At 72.8% G+C, this 18,396-nt stretch carries 13 protein-coding genes and 1 pseudogene; 12 read left to right on the forward strand and 2 right to left on the reverse strand.

Translation table 11 applies throughout. The features are described from left to right. Positions 1 to 185 precede the first annotated feature (185 nt). Genes dnaK through R7226_RS02215 form a run of 6 tightly spaced genes read left to right on the forward strand, consistent with a single transcriptional unit; the run spans position 186 to position 7,846 of the window. A complete protein-coding gene (gene dnaK, locus R7226_RS02190; RefSeq protein WP_318595390.1) occupies positions 186 to 2,075 on the forward strand; it encodes a molecular chaperone DnaK in 1,890 nt (629 codons plus the stop codon). After that, positions 2,053 to 2,622 carry a nucleotide exchange factor GrpE gene (locus R7226_RS02195; RefSeq protein WP_318595391.1) on the forward strand — a complete coding sequence of 190 codons (570 nt, stop codon included), beginning with the start codon at positions 2,053 to 2,055 and terminating at the stop codon, positions 2,620 to 2,622. The genes dnaK and R7226_RS02195 overlap by 23 nt, the downstream gene beginning before the upstream one ends. Continuing rightward, positions 2,623 to 3,642: a DnaJ C-terminal domain-containing protein gene (locus R7226_RS02200; RefSeq protein ID WP_318595392.1), complete on the forward strand. Its 1,020-nt coding sequence runs from the start codon at positions 2,623 to 2,625 to the stop codon at positions 3,640 to 3,642. Next, positions 3,643 to 3,978 carry a chaperone modulator CbpM gene (locus R7226_RS02205; protein ID WP_318595393.1) on the forward strand — a complete coding sequence of 112 codons (336 nt, stop codon included), beginning with the start codon at positions 3,643 to 3,645 and terminating at the stop codon, positions 3,976 to 3,978. Between the two features lie 3 nt (positions 3,979 to 3,981). Next, positions 3,982 to 6,660: an ATP-dependent chaperone ClpB gene (gene clpB / locus R7226_RS02210; RefSeq protein ID WP_318595394.1), complete on the forward strand. Its 2,679-nt coding sequence runs from the start codon at positions 3,982 to 3,984 to the stop codon at positions 6,658 to 6,660. Positions 6,661 to 6,697: 37 nt separating this feature from the next. Then, positions 6,698 to 7,846: a hypothetical protein gene (locus R7226_RS02215; RefSeq protein ID WP_318595395.1), complete on the forward strand. Its 1,149-nt coding sequence runs from the start codon at positions 6,698 to 6,700 to the stop codon at positions 7,844 to 7,846. Here R7226_RS02215 and R7226_RS02220 read toward each other — a convergent pair. Next, complete coding sequence (locus R7226_RS02220) at positions 7,843 to 8,829, reverse strand: hypothetical protein (RefSeq protein WP_318595396.1); 987 nt, start codon at positions 8,827 to 8,829, stop codon at positions 7,843 to 7,845. The two genes, R7226_RS02215 and R7226_RS02220, sit on opposite strands and share 4 nt — an antisense overlap. Before the next feature lie 376 nt (positions 8,830 to 9,205). On the opposite strand from R7226_RS02220, the gene R7226_RS02225 reads away from it, so the two are divergent. The 5 genes from R7226_RS02225 (at position 9,206) to R7226_RS02245 (ending at position 16,982) form a co-directional block, all read left to right on the forward strand. Next, entirely contained in the window at positions 9,206 to 11,656 is a 2,451-nt protein-coding gene (locus R7226_RS02225) for a choice-of-anchor M domain-containing protein (protein WP_318595397.1), read from the forward strand. Between the two features lie 5 nt (positions 11,657 to 11,661). Continuing rightward, positions 11,662 to 14,577 (forward strand): NHL repeat-containing protein, encoded by a 2,916-nt coding sequence (locus R7226_RS02230; protein WP_318595398.1) that lies wholly within the window; start codon positions 11,662 to 11,664, stop codon positions 14,575 to 14,577. 109 nt (positions 14,578 to 14,686) lie between these two features. Continuing rightward, on the forward strand, positions 14,687 to 14,932 hold the full coding sequence (locus R7226_RS02235; RefSeq protein WP_318595399.1) for a type II toxin-antitoxin system VapC family toxin: 246 nt from the start codon (positions 14,687 to 14,689) through the stop codon (positions 14,930 to 14,932). A gap of 163 nt (positions 14,933 to 15,095) precedes the next feature. Then, on the forward strand, positions 15,096 to 16,124 hold the full coding sequence (locus R7226_RS02240; protein WP_318595400.1) for an SDR family oxidoreductase: 1,029 nt from the start codon (positions 15,096 to 15,098) through the stop codon (positions 16,122 to 16,124). A 120-nt stretch (positions 16,125 to 16,244) separates the two neighbouring features. After that, on the forward strand, positions 16,245 to 16,982 hold the full coding sequence (locus R7226_RS02245) for a DUF899 domain-containing protein (RefSeq protein WP_404827752.1): 738 nt from the start codon (positions 16,245 to 16,247) through the stop codon (positions 16,980 to 16,982). Between the two features lie 3 nt (positions 16,983 to 16,985). Here R7226_RS02245 and R7226_RS02250 read toward each other — a convergent pair whose 3' ends face one another. After that, the gene (locus R7226_RS02250; protein ID WP_318595402.1) at positions 16,986 to 17,279 is read right to left on the reverse strand and encodes a hypothetical protein; all 294 of its coding nucleotides are present in this window, start codon (positions 17,277 to 17,279) and stop codon (positions 16,986 to 16,988) included. Positions 17,280 to 17,446: 167 nt separating this feature from the next. Here R7226_RS02250 and R7226_RS02255 point away from each other — a divergent pair. Next, positions 17,447 to 18,383 (forward strand): annotated as a pseudogene (locus tag R7226_RS02255) (alpha/beta fold hydrolase). Positions 18,384 to 18,396: the final 13 nt, after the last annotated feature.

An 18,396-nucleotide genomic window follows, 5' to 3' on the forward strand; every position in this document is an offset into this window, starting at 1 on the left:
AAGGGCAGTGAGTGCGGCGACCGTCGAGGCGACGGGACGCCCTTCTCCTCGCCATCCGACGTACAACGGTGGTGCCCACCGCGCTGCGTCCTAAACAGCTCGCAGATGAGGATGTCTCCATAACGTTGACGGCCGCATCGTCGCGGCCTACGGGGACGAGCGACGACCTCTATGAGGAGCCCAGCATGGCGAAGGCGGTAGGCATCGACCTCGGCACGACGAACTCCGTCGTCGCCGCGACCTTGGAGGGCGGACATGCCGAGGTGATCCCGAACGCGGAGGGCGCGCGCACGACGCCCTCGGTGGTCGCGTTCACCGACGACGGGCAACGGCTCGTCGGGCAGGTCGCCAGACGACAGGCGATCCTCAATCCCGAGGCCACGATCTACTCGGCCAAGCGGTTCATCGGACGGCGCTGGGGCGAGGTCGACGAGGAGGCGAAGATCGTCTCCTACAAGGTCGTGAGAGGGCCGGACGACGCGGTCCGCTTCGAGGTCCGCGGCAGACAGCACGCGCCGGAGGAGATCTCGGCCCAGATACTGCGCAAGCTCGCGCAGGACGCCGCCAGATTTCTCGGCGAGAGAGTGACCGAGGCCGTCATCACGGTCCCCGCGTACTTCAACGACACGCAGCGCCAGGCGACCAAGGACGCCGGCAGAATCGCAGGGCTGGAGGTCTTGCGGATCATCAACGAGCCGACCGCGGCCGCGCTCGCCTACGGGCTCGACAAGAGAGGCTCGGAGACCGTCCTCGTGTTCGACCTCGGCGGCGGCACCTTCGACGTGTCGCTGCTCGACGTCGGCGACGGCGTGATCGAGGTTCGCTCCACCAGCGGCGACGGTCACCTCGGCGGCGACGACTTCGACAAGCGGATCGTCGACTTCCTCGCGGACGAGTTCAGAAACCAGCAGGGGGTCGACCTGCGCAGCGACCCGCAGGCGCTGCAGCGGCTCTACGAGGCGGCCGAGAGAGCGAAGGTCGAGCTCTCCTCCGCGACGACGACGACCATCAACCTGCCGTTCATCACCGCCGACGCCAACGGCCCCAAGCACCTCGACACGCAGCTGACGCGGGCGAAGTTCGAACAGCTCGTCAGAGACTTGACAGAGCGCACGCGCGGCCCGGTCGAGAGAGCGCTGGCCGACGCGAGACTGAACGCCGACGACATCGACGAGGTGATCCTCGTCGGCGGCTCCACGCGCATCCCGGCGGTCCAGAACCTCGTTCGGAGCCTGACCGGCGGCAAGGATCCGAACATGACCGTCAACCCCGACGAGGTCGTCGCGATCGGCGCCGCGCTGCAGGCCGGCGTGTTGAAGGGCGAGGTCGAGGACGTCGTCCTGCTCGACGTGACGCCCCTGTCGCTCGGGCTGGAGACGCTCGGCGGCGTGATGACGAGAGTGATCGAGCGCAACACGACGATCCCTGCGCGCCGCAGAGAGACCTTCTCGACGGCGGAGGACAACCAGACGGCGGTCGACGTCGTCGTGCTGCAGGGAGAGCGCGAGCTGGCGCGCGACAACCGTCAGCTCGCCCGCTTCCGGCTGGAGGGGATCAGACCAGCGCCGCGCGGCGTGCCGCAGGTCGAGGTCACCTTCGACATCGACGCCAACGGGATCCTCAACGTCTCCGCGCGCGACAGAGACACGGGCGCCGAGCAGCGGGTGACGATCCAGGAGTCGACCAACCTCGACCCGTCCGAGATCGAGCAGATGGTCAGAGACGCCGAGGCGCACGCGGCTGAGGACAGACGGCGGCGCGAGGAGATCGACGCGCGCAACGAGCTCGACGCGCTCGCCTATCGCGTCGAGTCGCTCGTGAACGAGTTGGGCGACCGGCTGCCGATGCACGAGAGAGCGCGCGCCGAGCAGGCCGTGATCGACGCGCGCAGAGCGATCGAGGACGAGGCCGGGCTCGACCGCGTCCGCCCGTTGACCTCCGACCTGCAGCAGCTCGTCAACGCACTGCCGGCGGCGGCGAGCGCGGCCGCAGGAGCCGCCGGCAACGGCTCCGGCGAGGAGCAGTCGAGCGCCGACGAGGAGGACGTCGTCGATGCCGAGTTCACACGAGAGTGAGCAGCAGGGGCAGGGCGCGTCGCCACGAGGCGACGACCCCGCCCCGCAGCCGCCAGAGCCGACACCGCCCGGCGACGAGGCGGTGGAGCGGCTGCGCGGCGAGGTCGCGCAGCTCGACGACCGCTGGCGACGGGCGCTCGCCGACCTCGACAACTACCGCAAGCGCAGCGCCGCCGAGGTCGAGCGGCGAAGCGGCGAGGCGCGCGAGCGGCTGCTGACCGACTGGCTCGAGGTCGTCGACAGCGTCGAGCGGGCACTGCGGATGAGACCGGGCGACAGCACCGAGGACGAAGGCCTGCGGCCGGTCCTGCAGCAGATCGAGACGCTGCTGCAGCGGCATGGCCTCAGACGGGTCGGCGCCGTGGGCGAGCCGTTCGACCCCGAGCGCCACGATGCGATCGGCGTGCGCGAGACCGACGAGCTGCCCGACCGCGCCATCGCCGAAGTGGCGCGATCGGGGTGGGCGCTCGGCGACCGCGTGCTGCGTCCCGCGCAGGTGCTCGTCGCGCGCCACCCAGCCGGCGTCGGGCAGTCCGGAGCGGAGTAGATGTCGGTCGGCTTCCGTGACTACTACGACACGCTCGGCGTCTCCCGCGACGCGTCTGAGGAGGAGATCCGCCGCGCCTACCGCAGACTGGCGCGCGAGAACCACCCGGACGTCAGCAGAGAGCCGGATGCCGGGCAGCGGTTCGCCGAGATCAGCGAGGCGTACGAGGTGTTGCGCGATCCCGACAAGCGGAGACGGTACGACCGCCTCGGCGCGAATTGGAGAGCGGGGCAGGACGTCTCCGACGCCGAGGGGTTCGGCGGCTTCGGCGGCGGCTACCGGGGCGGCGGAGCGGGCGGGCCGAGCGGCGGCTGGGAGGACGTGCGGGTCGACTTCGGCGACGGCGCGGGCGGCGGCTTCGGCGGCGGCCCGGGGATGAGCGACTTCTTCGACCAGCTGTTCGGACGAGGGACGGCGCACGGCGGCACGGGCACGGGCGCGGGCGGCCGCGGCGCCGGTGGCCGCAGCCGCTTCGAGAGCTTCACGAGCCGCGGCGACGACGTCGAGGCAGTGCTGGAGCTGCCGTTGGAGGAGGCGGCGACCGGCGGCAGACGGTCGATCTCGCTCGCCGACGGCCGCGACTACGAGGTCGAGATCCCGCCCGGTGTCCGCGACGGGCAGCGGATCCGGCTCGCCGGCGAGGGCGCGGAGGGGATCGGCGGCGGACCGCGCGGCGATCTCTTCCTGCGCGTCCGCATCCGCCCCCACAGACGGTTTCGCCTCGATGGCCGCGACGTCTACCTCGACCTGCCGGTGGCACCCTGGGAGGCGGCGCTTGGCGCGAGCGTGCGCGTCCCGACGCTGCGCGGCAGCGCGCGGCTGGGAATTCCCGCCGGCAGCTCCAGCGGTCGGCGCCTGCGGCTGAGAGGAGAGGGGCTGCCCGACCCGGGCGGTCGTCCCGGCGACCTCTACGCCGTCGTGCAGATCCACGTTCCGAGACGCCTCACGCGTGAGCAGAGAGAGCTGTTCGAGCGGCTCGCGCAGGCGTCATCCGACTTCGACCCGCGTGCGGGCCTGTAGATGTCGGCGCCGACCCGCACGCGGATCGCCGCGCTCGTCGTCTCGCCCTCTGTCGAGCAGCTGCCGCTCGAGGCGGTCGCGCGTCGCGCGGGGCTCCATCCAGAGCTGGTGAGACGGCTCGTCGCGCTGGGCGCGCTCGAGCCGATCGCCGGGACGCGCACTGCGCCGCGGTTCTCCGCTGAGGCGGCGTCGCGCCTGACCCTGCTGCTGCGCCTGCGGCGGGACCTCGGCCTCAACTGGGCCGGCGCGCTGCTGGCGCTCGATCTGCTCGACCGCATCGACACGCTGCAGGCGCGCCTGGCTCGCTACGAACATCCGACCGAACGCGGGAGATGACGCATGGATCCCGAGAGACTCACGCAGAAGACCCAGGAGGCGCTGCACGACGCGCAGACCAGAGCGCTCCGCTTCGGTCACACCGAGGTCGCGCCCGAGCACATGCTGCTCGCGCTGGTCGCGCAGCCCGACGGCCTCGTGCCGCGGCTGCTGCTGCGCGCCGACGTCGACGCCGGCAGGCTGACGCAGCAGCTGGAAGCCGAGTTGAGACGGCGCCCGCGCGTGAGCGGACCGGGGGCCGCGCCCGGCCAGGTCTACGTCTCCCGACGGCTGAGCGAGCTGCTCGACGTCGCCGAGCAGGAGGCGCAGCGGCTCAAGGACGACTACGTCTCCGTCGAGCACGTGCTGGTCGCGTTCCTGAGAGCGGGCGGGGACACCGCCGCCGGCCGGCTGCTGAACGAGTCGGGTCTGACCGCCGACCGCCTGCTGGAGATCCTGACCGAGGTGCGCGGCGCGCAGCGTGTCACCAGCGCGATGCCGGAGGGCGCCTACGAGGCGCTGGAGAAGTACGGCCGCGATCTCGTCGAGGAGGCCAGAGCCGGCAGACTCGACCCGGTGATCGGACGCGACGGCGAGATCCGCCGGGTGATCCAGATCCTCTCGCGCAAGACGAAGTCCAACCCGGTGCTCGTCGGCGATCCCGGCGTCGGCAAGACGGCGATCGTCGAGGGGCTGGCGCAGCGGATCGTGCGCCAGGACGTGCCCGAGGGGCTCAAGGACAAGACCGTCTTCGCGCTCGACATGGGCTCGCTGGTCGCCGGCGCGAAGTACCGCGGGGAGTTCGAGGAGCGGCTGAAGGCGGTGCTGACCGAGGTCAAGGCCGCGGAGGGCAGGATCCTGCTCTTCATCGACGAGCTGCACACCGTCGTCGGCGCCGGAGGCGGCTCCGAGGGCGCGATGGATGCCGGCAACATGCTCAAGCCGATGCTCGCGCGCGGCGAGCTGCACTGCATCGGCGCGACCACGCTCGACGAGTACCGCAGACACATCGAGAGAGACGCGGCGCTGGAGCGGCGCTTCCAGCCGGTCGTCATCGACGAGCCGAGCGTCGAGGACACGATCTCGATTCTGCGCGGCCTGCGCGAGCGGTTCGAGGTCCACCACGGCGTCCGCATCCAGGACGCCGCGCTGGTCGCCGCCGCGACGCTGTCGCAGCGCTACATCACCGATCGCTTCCTGCCCGACAAGGCGATCGACCTCGTCGACGAGGCGTGCGCCGTCGTGCGCACGGAGATCGACTCGCTGCCGCAGGAGCTGGACGAGATCACCCGCCGCGTGACGCGGCTGGAGATCGAGGATGCGGCGCTCCAGAAGGAAGACGACCGGGCCTCGAGAGACCGGCTGCAGACGCTGCGCAAGGAGCTGGCCGACCTGCGCGCGCAGGCCGACGCGATGACGGCCCAATGGGAGGCCGAGCGCCAGGCGATCCACCGCCTGCAGCAGCTGCGCAGAGAGCTGGAGGAGGTGCGGCGCGAGGCCGAGGAGGCCGAGCGCGGCTACGACCTCAACCGCGCCGCCGAGCTGCGCCACGGCAAGCTGCCGCAGTTGGAGCAGCGGCTGCGCGCCGAAGAGGAGCGGCTGAGCACCAAGCAGCACGGCGCTCGGCTGCTGCGCGAGGAGGTGACCGACGACGAGATCGGCGAGGTCGTCGCGCGCTGGACCGGCATCCCGGTCGCGCGGCTGATGGAGGGAGAGCGCGAGAAGCTGCTGCGGCTCGACGAGATCCTCCACGAGCGCGTGATCGGCCAAGACGAGGCGGTCCAGCTCGTCGCAGACGCCGTCATCCGCGCCCGGGCCGGCGTCAAGGACCCGCGCCGGCCGATCGGGTCGTTCATCTTCCTCGGGCCGACCGGCGTCGGCAAGACGGAGCTGTCGCGCGCGCTGGCGCAGGCGCTGTTCGACTCCGAGGACAACATGGTCCGGCTCGACATGTCCGAGTACCAGGAGCGCCACACCGTCAGCCGCCTGGTCGGAGCACCGCCCGGCTACGTCGGCTACGACGAGGGCGGCCAGCTGACCGAGGCCGTGCGGCGCAAGCCGTACTCGGTCGTGCTGTTCGACGAGATCGAGAAGGCCCACCCCGACGTCTTCAACACGCTCCTGCAGGTGCTCGACGACGGCCGCATCACCGACGCCCAGGGCCGCACCGTCGACTTCCGCAACACCGTCGTCATCATGACCTCGAACATCGGCTCGCAGTTCCTGCTGGACGGCATCACGCCAGACGGCGCGATCTCCGACGCGGCGCGCGGGCAGGTGATGGGCGACCTGCGCGGCCACTTCCGCCCCGAGTTCCTCAACCGCGTCGACGAGATCGTGCTGTTCAAGCCGCTGACGCTGGAGGAGATCGAGCAGATCGTCGAGCTGCAGGTCGAGGACGTCGGACGCCGCCTGGCACAGCGGCGGATGACCGTGCAGCTGAACGAGGCGGCGCTGAGATTCATCGCCCGCGAGGGCTACGACCCCGTCTACGGCGCCCGGCCGCTGCGCCGCTTCGTGCAGCGGGAGGTCGAGACGCGGATCGCGCGCCGGTTGATCGCCGGCGACCTCAACGACGGTGCGACGATCTGCATCGACGCCGACGACGACGGGCTGGTCGTCACCTACGTCAGCCCAGAGGACGGTGAGGGCGCCTCCCAGGACGGCAGCGGCGACCGCGAGCGCGTGGGGGTCAGCACATGACCGGACCCACGACCGAACTGGCCGACCGTACGGGGAGATGAACGCCGGCGACGCCGGCACCGCAGAGGTCGCCGACGCCGACTCCGTCACGCTCGGCCTGCTCGTCGCCCCGGGATTGCCGGAGGAGCTGGGACGTGAGCTGGCCGACGAGCTCGCGCCGCTGCTGGCCGAGCGCGTCACCGACGCCGTCGACTGGTCGGTGCCGGTGCTGGCCGACCCGGTCGCAGGTGACCCGCACGGCGGGGCGACGGCGATGGTCGATGCGGCGCGACGGCGAATGCTGGCGGAAGGCTGGGACCTCGCGGTCGTGCTGACTGACCTGCCGCTGCGTTCCGGCCCCCGGCCCGTCGTCGCGGACGCCAGCGCGACCCACGGCGTCGCGCTGCTGTCACTGCCGGCGCTCGGCGCCGTCGGTCTGCGCAGACGATCGATCGACGCGCTGCTGCGGCTGGTCGACGGGCTCGCAGGCGAGAGCCTCGACCTGCGCAGCGCGAGCGGGGCTGCGGGAGCTGCCGCCCGGGCGGCGCGCCGCGACCGCATCGACCGCCGTCTCAAAGAGCTGGCGGCCCCGGTGCGGCCAGAGCGCGCCGACGACGACGACCTCGACGTCCGCTACGTGGCGGCGGTCGTGCGCGGCAACCTGCGGCTGCTGACGGGAATGGTGCGCGCCAACCGTCCCTGGCGGCTGATCGCCCGCCTCTCACGCGCGCTGACAGCCGCGATCGCGACCGCCGTCTTCGCCGTCGTCACCTCCGACATCTGGCGCCTGGCCGACACGCTGGGCTGGGTCCGCCTGTCGCTGCTGAGCGTCCTCTCGATCAGCGGCATCGTCGTCTTCCTGATCGTCGCCCACGGGCTGTGGGAGCGACCGCAGCGCCGCGGACTGCGTGAGCAGGCGATCCTCTTCAACGTCGCCACGACCTCGACCCTGGCGCTCGGCGTGGTGACGCTCCACGTCGCGCTGCTGCTGCTGACGATCGCCGGCGCCGCGCTCCTCGTCGATCCTGACGCGATGACGCAGCAGCTCGGCCACGACGTCGGGCTCGCCGGCTACGTCCGCCTCGCATGGCTGGCCGGCTCCCTCGCGACGATCGCCGGCGCGCTCGGCGCGGGGTTGGAGAGCGACGCGGCCGTGCGCGAGGCCGCGTACGGGTACCGGTCGACGTGCTCGTCGCTGAGTTCCTAGCCAGGCTTCGCGTGCGCCTTCTCCCGGCGATGGCGCTCGCGGACGCCGAAGGCGACGCGGCGTACCGCGTCCTGGGACTCGAAGCCCGAGCCCAGGGCGCCGCCGACGAGGCCGATCGAGGTGGCGAAGACGGCGAGCTCGACGTAGTCGCTCGCACTCACCCCGTGCCCCAGGGTCGAGGCGAACACGCTGTTCTCGATCACCAGGGCGGCTGAGGCCAGGGCCACCGCGAGCAGCAGTGCGTACAACGCGATCACGCCGGCCGCCAGCGTGAGCACGGTCGCCGCGTTGAACAGCGCAGCGCGCTTGCGACCTGCCGGCAGGATGCCCTCCTCCTCGTCGTCGGCCGCCTCCCAGAGGTCGTAGTGCACGATCAGCCAGCCCACCATGATCGCGACCGACAGCAGCAGAACGGCCGCCATGCGGAGCGGCGCGAGACGGTCGGACAGCAGCCAGACGTTGGAGTTCATCAGCGCGATCGCGGTCGCGGCGAGCGCGGCGGCGCCCGCGCTGGTGAGATTGCGTATGAGCCGCACCGGGTGGTTGGCGGCCACCATCCCGAGCATCAGGCGGACATGACCACCACGGCTTATCCGGATCACGCGGCGATCACCGCCGCCTTCGAGCGCTTCCGCCACCTTCACGACGGCGCGCCGCAGCCGCCGCCGCAGCGGCAGCGGGCCGAGCGCGGGCACCGACAGCACCGCGACGCGCTCTCTCGGAGAGACGTCCGCGAGCACGATCTCACCGTCAACGACCATCGGCAGGTCGGTGAGCCCGATCACGGCGTCCCAGCCGTGCTCGTCGGCGAGCTCCTCGGCCCGCTGGGACAGCTCGCGCAGTTCCTGCCCGGCCGTGAACGTCTGCTCGTCCACGCGGACGTGCCAGTCGCCGCGCAGCCGGGCGGCGATGTCCGTAACGGTGCGCTCGACCGTCTCCGCGACAACGACCGGATCGGCAACCAGTCCGAGCGTCTTCGGCATGCGGCTACGTCGCGGCCGCCGCGGGGCGCACGCCGGGCATGCCGTCGTAGATCTCGCGGCGGTCATGTGGAGCGACAGGAGCGCGCGGCATGGAATCTCCTCGGTCGGATGCGCGACGTGCCGGACAGATACCCACCCGGCGACGACCTCACGACCTGACGTTCGGCACGCTAGTACGCGGTTGTCGGTCCCCCAACCAACTAGGGACCGGAACGACGCTCTCGACCAATTCGTGCTCCGGCATCGCTTCGGACGAAATCGGGGGACGCGGCTGAGCCGGCGGTCGCTTCGGAAGGCGGCGAAGGGGCGGCCGGCGGAGGGCCGCGATCGTAGATATATTGAGACTAGGTCTCATTATTTTTTACGAGAGGACTTCGTGCAACGGACTGCGAAGAGCCGGGCAGTGCTGCTCGGCATGGCGATCGCGATCGCCGCGAGCGGGGAGGCGGTTGCAGCCGAGCCGGTGCGGCTGCTCCCTCCGGGTCACGCCGACCTGCATGTGCGCTTGGAGAGCGGAGCGCTCGACCTCGGCGTGCACCACGACGCCGGCGGCTGGTTCCCGCTCGAGGACACGGTCGTGCCGATCAGCGATGAGGGGCGGATGGCGACACCGCCGGCGCTTGACTTCCTCGCGCCTCGCGGCCGCGACGTCTGGACGCTTCCGCAGCTGCAGGACGTCAACCTGCCGTGGCTGGGGCTCGGCGGGCAGAGCGGGATGGACACGTTCCTCTCACGCGACCTGACGCTGACGCTCGAGGCGATCGACGGCCCGCCCGGCGGCGAGGTCGTCGCCTGGACCAACGTCGTGCCGACCGGCAACGCGCTGCCGCTGCTCAGCTCGCGGATGGGACTGCCGGCCTCCTACGGCGTCGGCGGCGGCACGCACGTGCACAACAACTGGTCGTTCACGGCGCCCGGCGTGTACTGCCTCGCGCTGTCGGTCAGCGGGCGCGCGGCGACGACGGCGGCGCCGCTGTCGGACCGCGGGCAGCTGACGGTCGCGGTCGGGGTCGACCCCTCCGTTGTGGAGCCTTGCGACCGGCGCGGTGCTCCGCCGGTGCCCGCCGCGCCGGCCAGGCCGGCTGCGGGTGCCGTCGGCGGTTCGCCGCGCGTCTCGCGCGGGTTCTTCGAGCTGCGCCCGCGCGTCGTCGGCGAAAAGCTGGACGTGGCGCTGGTCGAGCGCGACGGCAGCGGCGCCGGCGTGCGACGCGATCCCGGCGACGTCGTCCTCCACTCGCGTCCTGAGACGAGCGCGAGAGCGCCGACAAGACGACCGTGGCGCGCGTCGTCCGGGCAGCGGACCCGCGTGCTCGGCGACGTCAGAGGGTCGGCGCGGCTCGACTGGAGCATGGTCGAGCTGCCCGCCGGCCAGCTCGACGGCGACCTCGCCTGGCGGCTGAAGTCCGTCGTCGGTCCAGGCACGCTGACGCTCGACACACGCGCCAGTGAGCGCGCCGCCAGACCGGATCTCTCCAACGGCGCGGGCTACGAGCAGCCGGAGCTGGCGCTGTGGCCGGGCGCTGTCGTGCGCGGGCCGGCGACCTGGTCGGCCTCGGCGCCCGGCGTCTACTGCGTCGAGCTGGAGTGGGCCGGCAGGCTCGCCGGCGGCGCGGCCGTCAGCCGCACCGAGCGGCTGACGCTCGCGATCGACGAGCCCGCAAGAGATCTCGATGGGACGCCGCTGCCGGCGACGATCGACCCGGCGACCGTCGTCCCCTGCGCCCGCGAGACCGGCGCCACGAGACCAGTGGTGATCGACCGCGGCCACGTCGACCTCGCCACGCGGCTGCTCGGGGGCGAGCTCGACGTCGCGCTCGCCGACGGCTCCGCCGAGGCGGAGGCGCCGACCTACCGCGACCTCTCCTCGGTCGTGCTGCACGCCGGACCAGGCGCGGCGCGGACCGTCCCCGCCGACCCGGCGTACGGCTTCCTCGGCGCCGCCGGGGCGACCGCCTACCTGCTGCCGGAGGTGCAGGACCCGGAGCTGGTCTGGCCCGGTTGGAGCAGCGACCAGATCGCGCCCGAGCTGCTCGACGGACCGCTGCGCTGGACGCTGCGCGACGTGCGCGGCCCCGGCGAGGCGTCGCTGTGGCAGGAGGACGTGCTCGGCGGCGGCCCGAGAGTCCTGTTCGCCTCGCGCGACGGGCTGCCGGACACCGTCGCGGTGCCTGCGCCGACGCACGCGCACGGCAACTGGGGCTTCGAGCGCGCCGGCCGCTACTGCCTCGACATGTCCGTCGCCGCCACGACCGCCTCCGGCCGGGAGCTCGCGCGCGAGCTGACGCTGACAGTGCTCGCCGGTCCCGGCGACGCGGCGGCCGACACTCCCGGCAGCTGCGATCCGCGGCCCGCGCCGCCGGTGCCCCAGCCGCCGCTTTCACCGGCACCGACGCCGCCGGTTCCGGCGCCCGCGCCTGGCCCGGCGCCCGAGCGTGCACCGGATGCCGTCGGCCCTCGTGCCGAGGCGCCGCGGCTGCAGCGGCTCCGCACCGGTCCGGCGACCTTCGCGACGCTGCGCCGAACCGGCTTGCGTCTCTCGGTGCGCGCCTCCGCAGGGACCGTGCGCGCCGCCCTGACGGTCGACCGCCGAACAGCCCGCCGGCTCGGCCTGCGACCGCGCGCCGCGCGCACGACGCTCGCGAGCCTCGTGCGACACAGCGGGGGAGGGCGTGCCGTGACGCTGCGGCTGCGCCCCGCCGCCGCGCTGCGCAAGCGGCTCGTCGCGACGCCGAGAACCGCCGTCCCGGTCCGCTTGCACGTGACCGTGACCGCAGCCGACGGCCGTCGCACGCAGACCGTCCGCACCCTCCGACTCCTCCCGCGGTGATCCTCATGCACCTCCGAACCATGGCGGCGAGCACGCTCGTCGCTCTCCTCGCCGCCGCCCCTGGGGCGTTCGCCGCTCCTGGCGACGTCGCGCCGCTGGCCGGCGGCCTCGGTGCCGGCCAGGCGCTCGAGCTGTCGATCCCGAACGCGGGTGCGCTTGCCGCCGACGGCACGCGGCTGCTCTCCGGCGACGGTCGCTCGACCGTCCGCTGGATCGATCCCGCCGACGGCAGCAGCGAGCCGCTGTTCGCAACCAGCGGCGGTGTCGCCGGAATCGCCCGCGACGCCGCCGGCAACGTCTACGCGCTGGAGAGCGACTGGCGCGGCCGGCTGCTGCGCCGCGACGCCGCGACCGGCGCCGTGACGGTCCTCGCCGGCGGCGGTACGACGGCGCCCGCGAGCGGAATCGCCGCGACCTCCGCGCAGCTGACCTTCCCGAAGGGCCTTGCCATCGGCGCCGACGGCGATCCGATCGTCGTCGACGGGATCCTGGGCGACGTCCGCAGCCAGCTGCTGAAGGTCGACGCCGACAGCGGCAGGCTGGCAGTGATCGGCGGCAGACAGGCTGACGCGAGCGCCGTCGGCGACGGCGGGCCGGTCGACGCCGCCTACATCGGCCGCGTCGCCGGCATCTCGCTCACGAGCGGCGGCGACCTGCTGGTGACCGAGGGCGAGCAGTTCACCGAGCACCGCGTCCGCCGCGTGCTCGCCGGCGCGAACGGCGCGATCGACGGCGCCGACACGATCGAGCGCGTCGCCGGCACCGACGACAGGACCGGCGTCTCCAGCGGCGACGGCGGCCCGGCGAGGGATGCGCGCCTGCACGACCCCTCCGCCGCGGTCGAGCTGCAGGGCGGCGACGTCGCGATCGCCGAGCTCGGAGAGGAGTTCGACGGCCGGGTCCGCGTCGTCGACGCCGCCGACGGCACGATCTCGACGCTCGCCGGCGGCGGCAGCGGCGAGCCGGCCGGCCAGCCGGCGACCGACGCCCGGCTGCCCGCGCCCGTCGCGTTGCAGTCGATCGGCAGCACGCTCTACGTTGGGCTCGGCAGCGTCCTGCGCGATAACACGTGGGCCGACGGTGAGGGGATCCTCGCGGTCGCGCTCGACGGCAGCTCGATCGCCCATTTCGCTGGCAACGGCCGCGCCGTCTCCGGCGACGGCGTCCCGGCGCTCGACGCGCAGCTCTCGGAGGCGAGAGGGATGACCATCGCGCCCGACGGAGCGACGATCGTCGCCGACGGCGGCGCCCACGAGCTGCGCCGCGTCGATCCCGTCAACGGCCAGATCACGACGATCGTCGGGAATGGCGAGGCCTGCGCCGAGCCGCCCGCGTCGTGCGGCGACGGCGGCCCCGGCCGCGCCGCGCGGCTGAGCGAGCCGACTGCCGTCGCCGTCGCGCCCGACGGCACAGTCTTCTGGGCCGAGGCGTTCGGCTCGACCTTCAGCCCGTCGTACGCCGGCGGGCGGATCCGCGCGCTCGCCCCGGAAGGGACGGTGAGGACGGTGGCCGGCACCGGCGCGGCCGGCTTCACCGGCGACGGCGGCGCCGCCGCGACCGCGAGATTTCGGCTCATCGGCGACCTCGCGATCGCGCCCGACGGAGCGCTCCACGTCGCCGACACCGGCAACAATCGCGTCCGCCGGATCGACCTCGCCGCCGGCATCGTCACGACTGTCGCCGGCACCGGCTACGCCGACAGCACCGGTGACGGCGGCCCGGCGGCGAGCGCCCAGCTCGACGCGCCGGGCGGGCTCGCCTTCGCGCCTGACGGCGACCTGCTGATCGCCGTCGCCAGGGGCGTGCGCCGGGTCGACAGCGAGACGCGGCGGATCACGACCCCGCTCGCGGTTCCGGCGACGCCCGCCGCCCCGCTGACGAGCCCCGCGCCGCCTGAGCTGCTCCCGGCGAGCGAGGCGCCGCTTGAGCGGCCGCTCGACGTCGCCGCTCGCGCCGATGGCACGCTCGCCGTCGCGACTGCCACGCGCGTCTGGTTCGTCGAGCCCGGCGGCCCGGCGGCGCGGCGCGTGCTCGGCACCGGGGTCACCGGCGTCTCGGAGCCGTCAGGGCCGGGCGACGCGGTCGCCGTCAACGGACCGGCCTCGATCGCCTTCGCCGCCGGCGGCGACCTCGTCGTCGCCGACACCGGCAACCGCCGCGTGCTGCGCCTCAGCTCGCCGCGCCCGCTGATGCGGATCGACGCGGTCGAGCCAAGCCGGCCGCAGCTGCAGGCCGGAGGCGAGGCGGTCGAGGTCGCGCTCGGGATCGGCACGACCTTCGGCCCGCTCGAGCTGCGCGCGGGGAACGGCGTGACCGTCTCCGATCTACGTCGCGTCTCCGACATGCGCGTCGTGGCGACCCTGCGCGCGGATGCGACGGCGTCGGCGGGCCCGCGGCAGCTCGTGCTCGTGACGACCGGCGACGGCGCCGAAGCGGTCTGCGACGGCTGTCTCACCGTCTTGGCGCGCAGCGGCGAGCCGCCGGCTCCCGGTCCGTCGCGCGCTCCCGCCCCGGCCGCGCCGACGCCGCCCCGACTGCCGAGCACGCCCGCCCCGTCGTCGGCTGCCGTACGGATCGGCGAGCTGAACGTGCCACCGCGCCTGACACTGAGAGGGCTGCGCCGGGGCATGCCGATCACGGCCACCCCACGCGCCGACGGCCAGCTTCGCGTCGAGCTGCGCCTCGGCAGAGACGCGGCCCGTCGCCTGCGCGCAAGAGGGACCTCAGTGCTGGCGAGCACGCGCATGCCGGTGAAGGCGGGCAAGGCCGTGAGGCTGCGGCTGAAGCCGACCCCGCGCGTTCTGCGCCGAATCAGCAGAGGGGGTCGCCGAACGACAGTCAGCGTGACCGTTCGCGTCACGTTGACCGGGGCCGACGGCACCTCCATCACCCGCAGCCTCAAGGTCCGCCTCCGCACCTGACGGGGGCCCGCATGGGTCCGACGAACGGATCCGCCCGCGCGCAGCCCACGAGACGCTCTTGACCTTTCGATATTTCGGACTGTCCGGTGAATTTCTGACTTGTCTCGACATGGGTCAGAGGCGCGCTGTCGAGTGCGCCACGGCCACGAAGGAGGCGCCCTATGGCGCGGTCGTTGCCGAGCGTCTCGCCGAGCTGCTGACGGCGGCCCGCAAGCAGAGACGCCGTGCTGGGGCGATGGACGCGATCATCGCCGCGACGGCGCTCGCGCACGATCTGACGGTCTGGCCGCAGGACGATGACTTCGGCGTGCTGGCCGAGCTCGAGCCCGCGCTGCGCGTCCATCGCGACGGCTGATCGGGCTTCCGGGCCGGGACTGCGGACGCGCCGAACTAGCGTGGTGCTCTCGGTGTCGCCATGTCGCCCCTAGGGACACCACCGGGGCCGGTGACGGACGCGGTCGGGGGCGCGTGTGGGCGATCTTGAACTCGCCCACCACCACTGAGAAGGAATGACGCCCATGTCCAGCACCGTGCTCGTCACCGGAGGCTCCGGCTTCCTCGGTCTCCACACGATCATCCAGCTGCTCGAGCGCGGCGAACGCGTCCGCACGACGGTCCGCTCGCCCGCGAAGGAGATCGCGGTGCGTGAGACACTCGCCCGCGCCGGCGTCGACGCGGAGGATCGGCTCGCGTTCGTCGTCGCCGATCTCCTGTCCGACGACGGCTGGCCGGATGCGGTGGCCGGGGCCGAGCGCGTCCTCCACGTCGCGTCGCCCTTTCCGGCCGGCACGCCCGCGCACGAGGACGACCTGATCGTCCCGGCGCGCGAAGGCACGCTGCGGGTGCTGCGCGCCGCCCGCGACGCGGGCGCCCGTCGTGTCGTCGTGACGTCGTCGTCGGCCGCGATCGGGCACGACAGGGAGCCCGGCGATCACCTCTTCACCGAGGCGGACTGGACGGATCCGGCGGCCGACGTCGGGGCGTACATCCGCTCGAAGACGCTCGCGGAGCGCGCCGCGTGGGAGTTCGTCGAGCACGAGGGCGGCGGTCTCGAGCTCGCCGTGGTCAACCCCGGCGCGATCTTCGGGCCGGTGCTCGCGCCCGATCTGTCGGCATCGATCGGCTTGGTCGCCGGGCTGCTCAACGGCGCCATGGCCGGCGGCGTTCCGCGCCTGGCGTTCTCGGTCGTCGACGTCCGCGACGTCGCTGACCTGCACCTGCGCGCGATGGACTCCGCCGCCGCCGCGGGCGAGCGCTTCATCGCCGCTTCCGGCGACGCGATCTGGCTCGCGGACGCGGCGCGCCTGCTGCGCGAGCGCCTCGGCGATGCCGCCGCGGAGGTTCCGGCGACCGAGATCCCTGACGACGCCATCCGCGCCGCCGCCGCGAACGACCCGTCGCTCGAGCGGATCGCGCGCGAGGTCGGCAAGCTCCGCCACCTCAGCTCAGAGAAGGCCCGTGGCGTCCTGGGGTGGGCGCCGCGGACCACCGAGGAGGCGATCATGGCGACGGCCGAGAGCCTGCTGCGGCTCGACTCGGCCGTGTGACGACGACGGCCCGATGACCGCGGCGAGCGAACGAGCGTCGCAGGAGTAACCGATGGGTTGCATCTGAACGAATCGATGTGTAACTATGAGGTTACACATCGATTCCAGGGAGCCGTGGAGATGGAGATGCCGCCCGTCGTGTCGAAGGAGGAGTGGAACGCCGCGCGCGCGATGCTGCTCGTGAGAGAGAAGGCGCTGACGCGGGCGCGCGACGCGATGGCCGCCGAGCGCCGCCGGATGCCGCGGCTGGCGGTCGAGAAGGAGTACGCGTTCGAGGGTCCGGACGGCCCCGCGCGACTGCTCGACCTGTTCGAGGGGCGGCGTCAGCTGGTCGTCTACCGCTTCTTCTACGAGCCCGGTGTCGTCGGCTACCCGGAGGCCGGCTGCCGCGGCTGCTCGCAGGTCGCCGACCAGGTCAGCCACCTCTCGCACCTCAACGCGCGCGACACCACGCTCGTGTTCGTCTCGCGCGCGCCGCAGGAGAAGATCGCGACGTGGAGAGCGCGCATGGGCTGGCAGGTGCCCTGGTACACGCTCACCGACGACTTCGACAGGGACTTCGACGTCGGCGAGTGGCACGGCACGAACGCGTTCTATCGCGACGACGAGGACAGGATCTTCCGCACGTACTTCGTCGACAGGCGCGGCGACGAGGCGATGGGCAGCTACTACAGCTACCTCGACATCACCGCCCTCGGTCGCCAGGAGACGTGGGAGGACTCGCCCGCGGGCTACCCCCAGACCCCGCCGTACGTGTGGATCAACCTCCACGACGAGTACGGCGACCCGACCGAGTTCGCGCAGGCGAAGTCGGACGCCGCCGCCTCGCAGCGCGGGTCCAGATACACGACGATGTGACGGTCACTTCCGCAGCCCCTGGAGGACGAGCGCCGAACGATGCGCTCGGCGGTGGGCGCGGACCCGCCGCACGAGCATCACCGGCACCGCGACCGTGGCGACGGCGGTGGTGGCCAGCAGCGCGACGACGAGGGTCGACAGCACGGCGACCATGACGAGCGTCAGCAGCGGCGGGAAGGCCAGCAGCACGAGCGGGATCACCCACCAGACGCGGGTGGCGCGCAGGCCGCCGGCCACCTCGGCCAGCTCCTCGCTCATGTCGGCACGGCTCTGATGGATGTTGGTGGTGGAGTTCATGGCGGCAACGTTGCCGCGGCACCGCCGCCAGCTCGTCCGTGCCGCTCCCGAGTCCACTCCCCAGTCGTCGGCCCGGGGCCCAGACCGGGCACGCCGACCGAAGCGATCCGCGCCTCGAGCCGCGACGGTGGTGTGGCCATCGCAAGCCCATCCGAAAGGACCGTCGCATGCAGCCCAGGAGCGTTCTCGGCCACTCGTTGAAGGATGTCCAGGTCCCGTTCGGGCCGGTGCGGCAGATCGACGCCGGACTGTTGAACGTCGGCTACGTCGACGCCGGACCGGTCGACGGGCCCGCGGTGATCCTCGTCCACGGCTGGCCCTACGACATCCACAGCTTCGCCGAGGTCACGCCGATCCTCACCGCGGCCGGGTTCCGCGTCGTCGTCCCCTACGTGCGCGGCTTCGGCAGCACCAGGTTCCTGTCGTCCCAGACGCCGCGCAACGAACAACAGGCGGCGCTGGCGGCCGACACGATCGCGTTGATGGACGCGCTGGGGATCGACAGCGCGATCGTCGCGGGCTTCGACTGGGGCGCGCGGACCGCCGACGCGATGGCGATCCTCTGGCCGCGGCGCGCGCGCGATCGTCTCTGTCAGCGGCTACATCGTCATCGACCTCGCGGCCAACCTGCTGCCGCTGGCGCCGCGGGCCGAGCTCGGCTGGTGGTACCAGTACTACTTCGCCACCGAGCGCGGACGCCGCGGCTACCGCGAGAACACCGCCGCGTTCAACAAGCTCATCTGGCGGACCGCGTCACCGGAGTGGGAGTTCAGCGACGCCATCTTCGACCGAACGGCCGCCGCGTTCGACAACCCCGATCATGTCGACGTCGTCGTCCACAACTATCGCTGGCGGCTGAGCCTGGCGGACGGTGAGCCCGCCTACGAGCACGACGAGCAGCGGCTGCGCGACGCTGCGGCGATCACCGTTCCGGCGATCACGATCGGCTCCGACTTCGACGGCGCCGCGGCCGCCGGGACGCACTACCGGGCGCGGTTCGCCGGACGGTACGCGCACCGGCTGCTGCCCGGCATCGGCCACAACGTGCCGCAGGAGGCGCCGCGCGCCTTCGCCGACGCCGTGATCGAGGTCCAGGACTGGTGATTCGACTGCAAGC

It is taken from the genome of Conexibacter stalactiti (genome assembly GCF_033542075.1).
Taxonomy (GTDB): Bacteria; Actinomycetota; Thermoleophilia; order Solirubrobacterales; family Solirubrobacteraceae; genus Conexibacter; species Conexibacter stalactiti.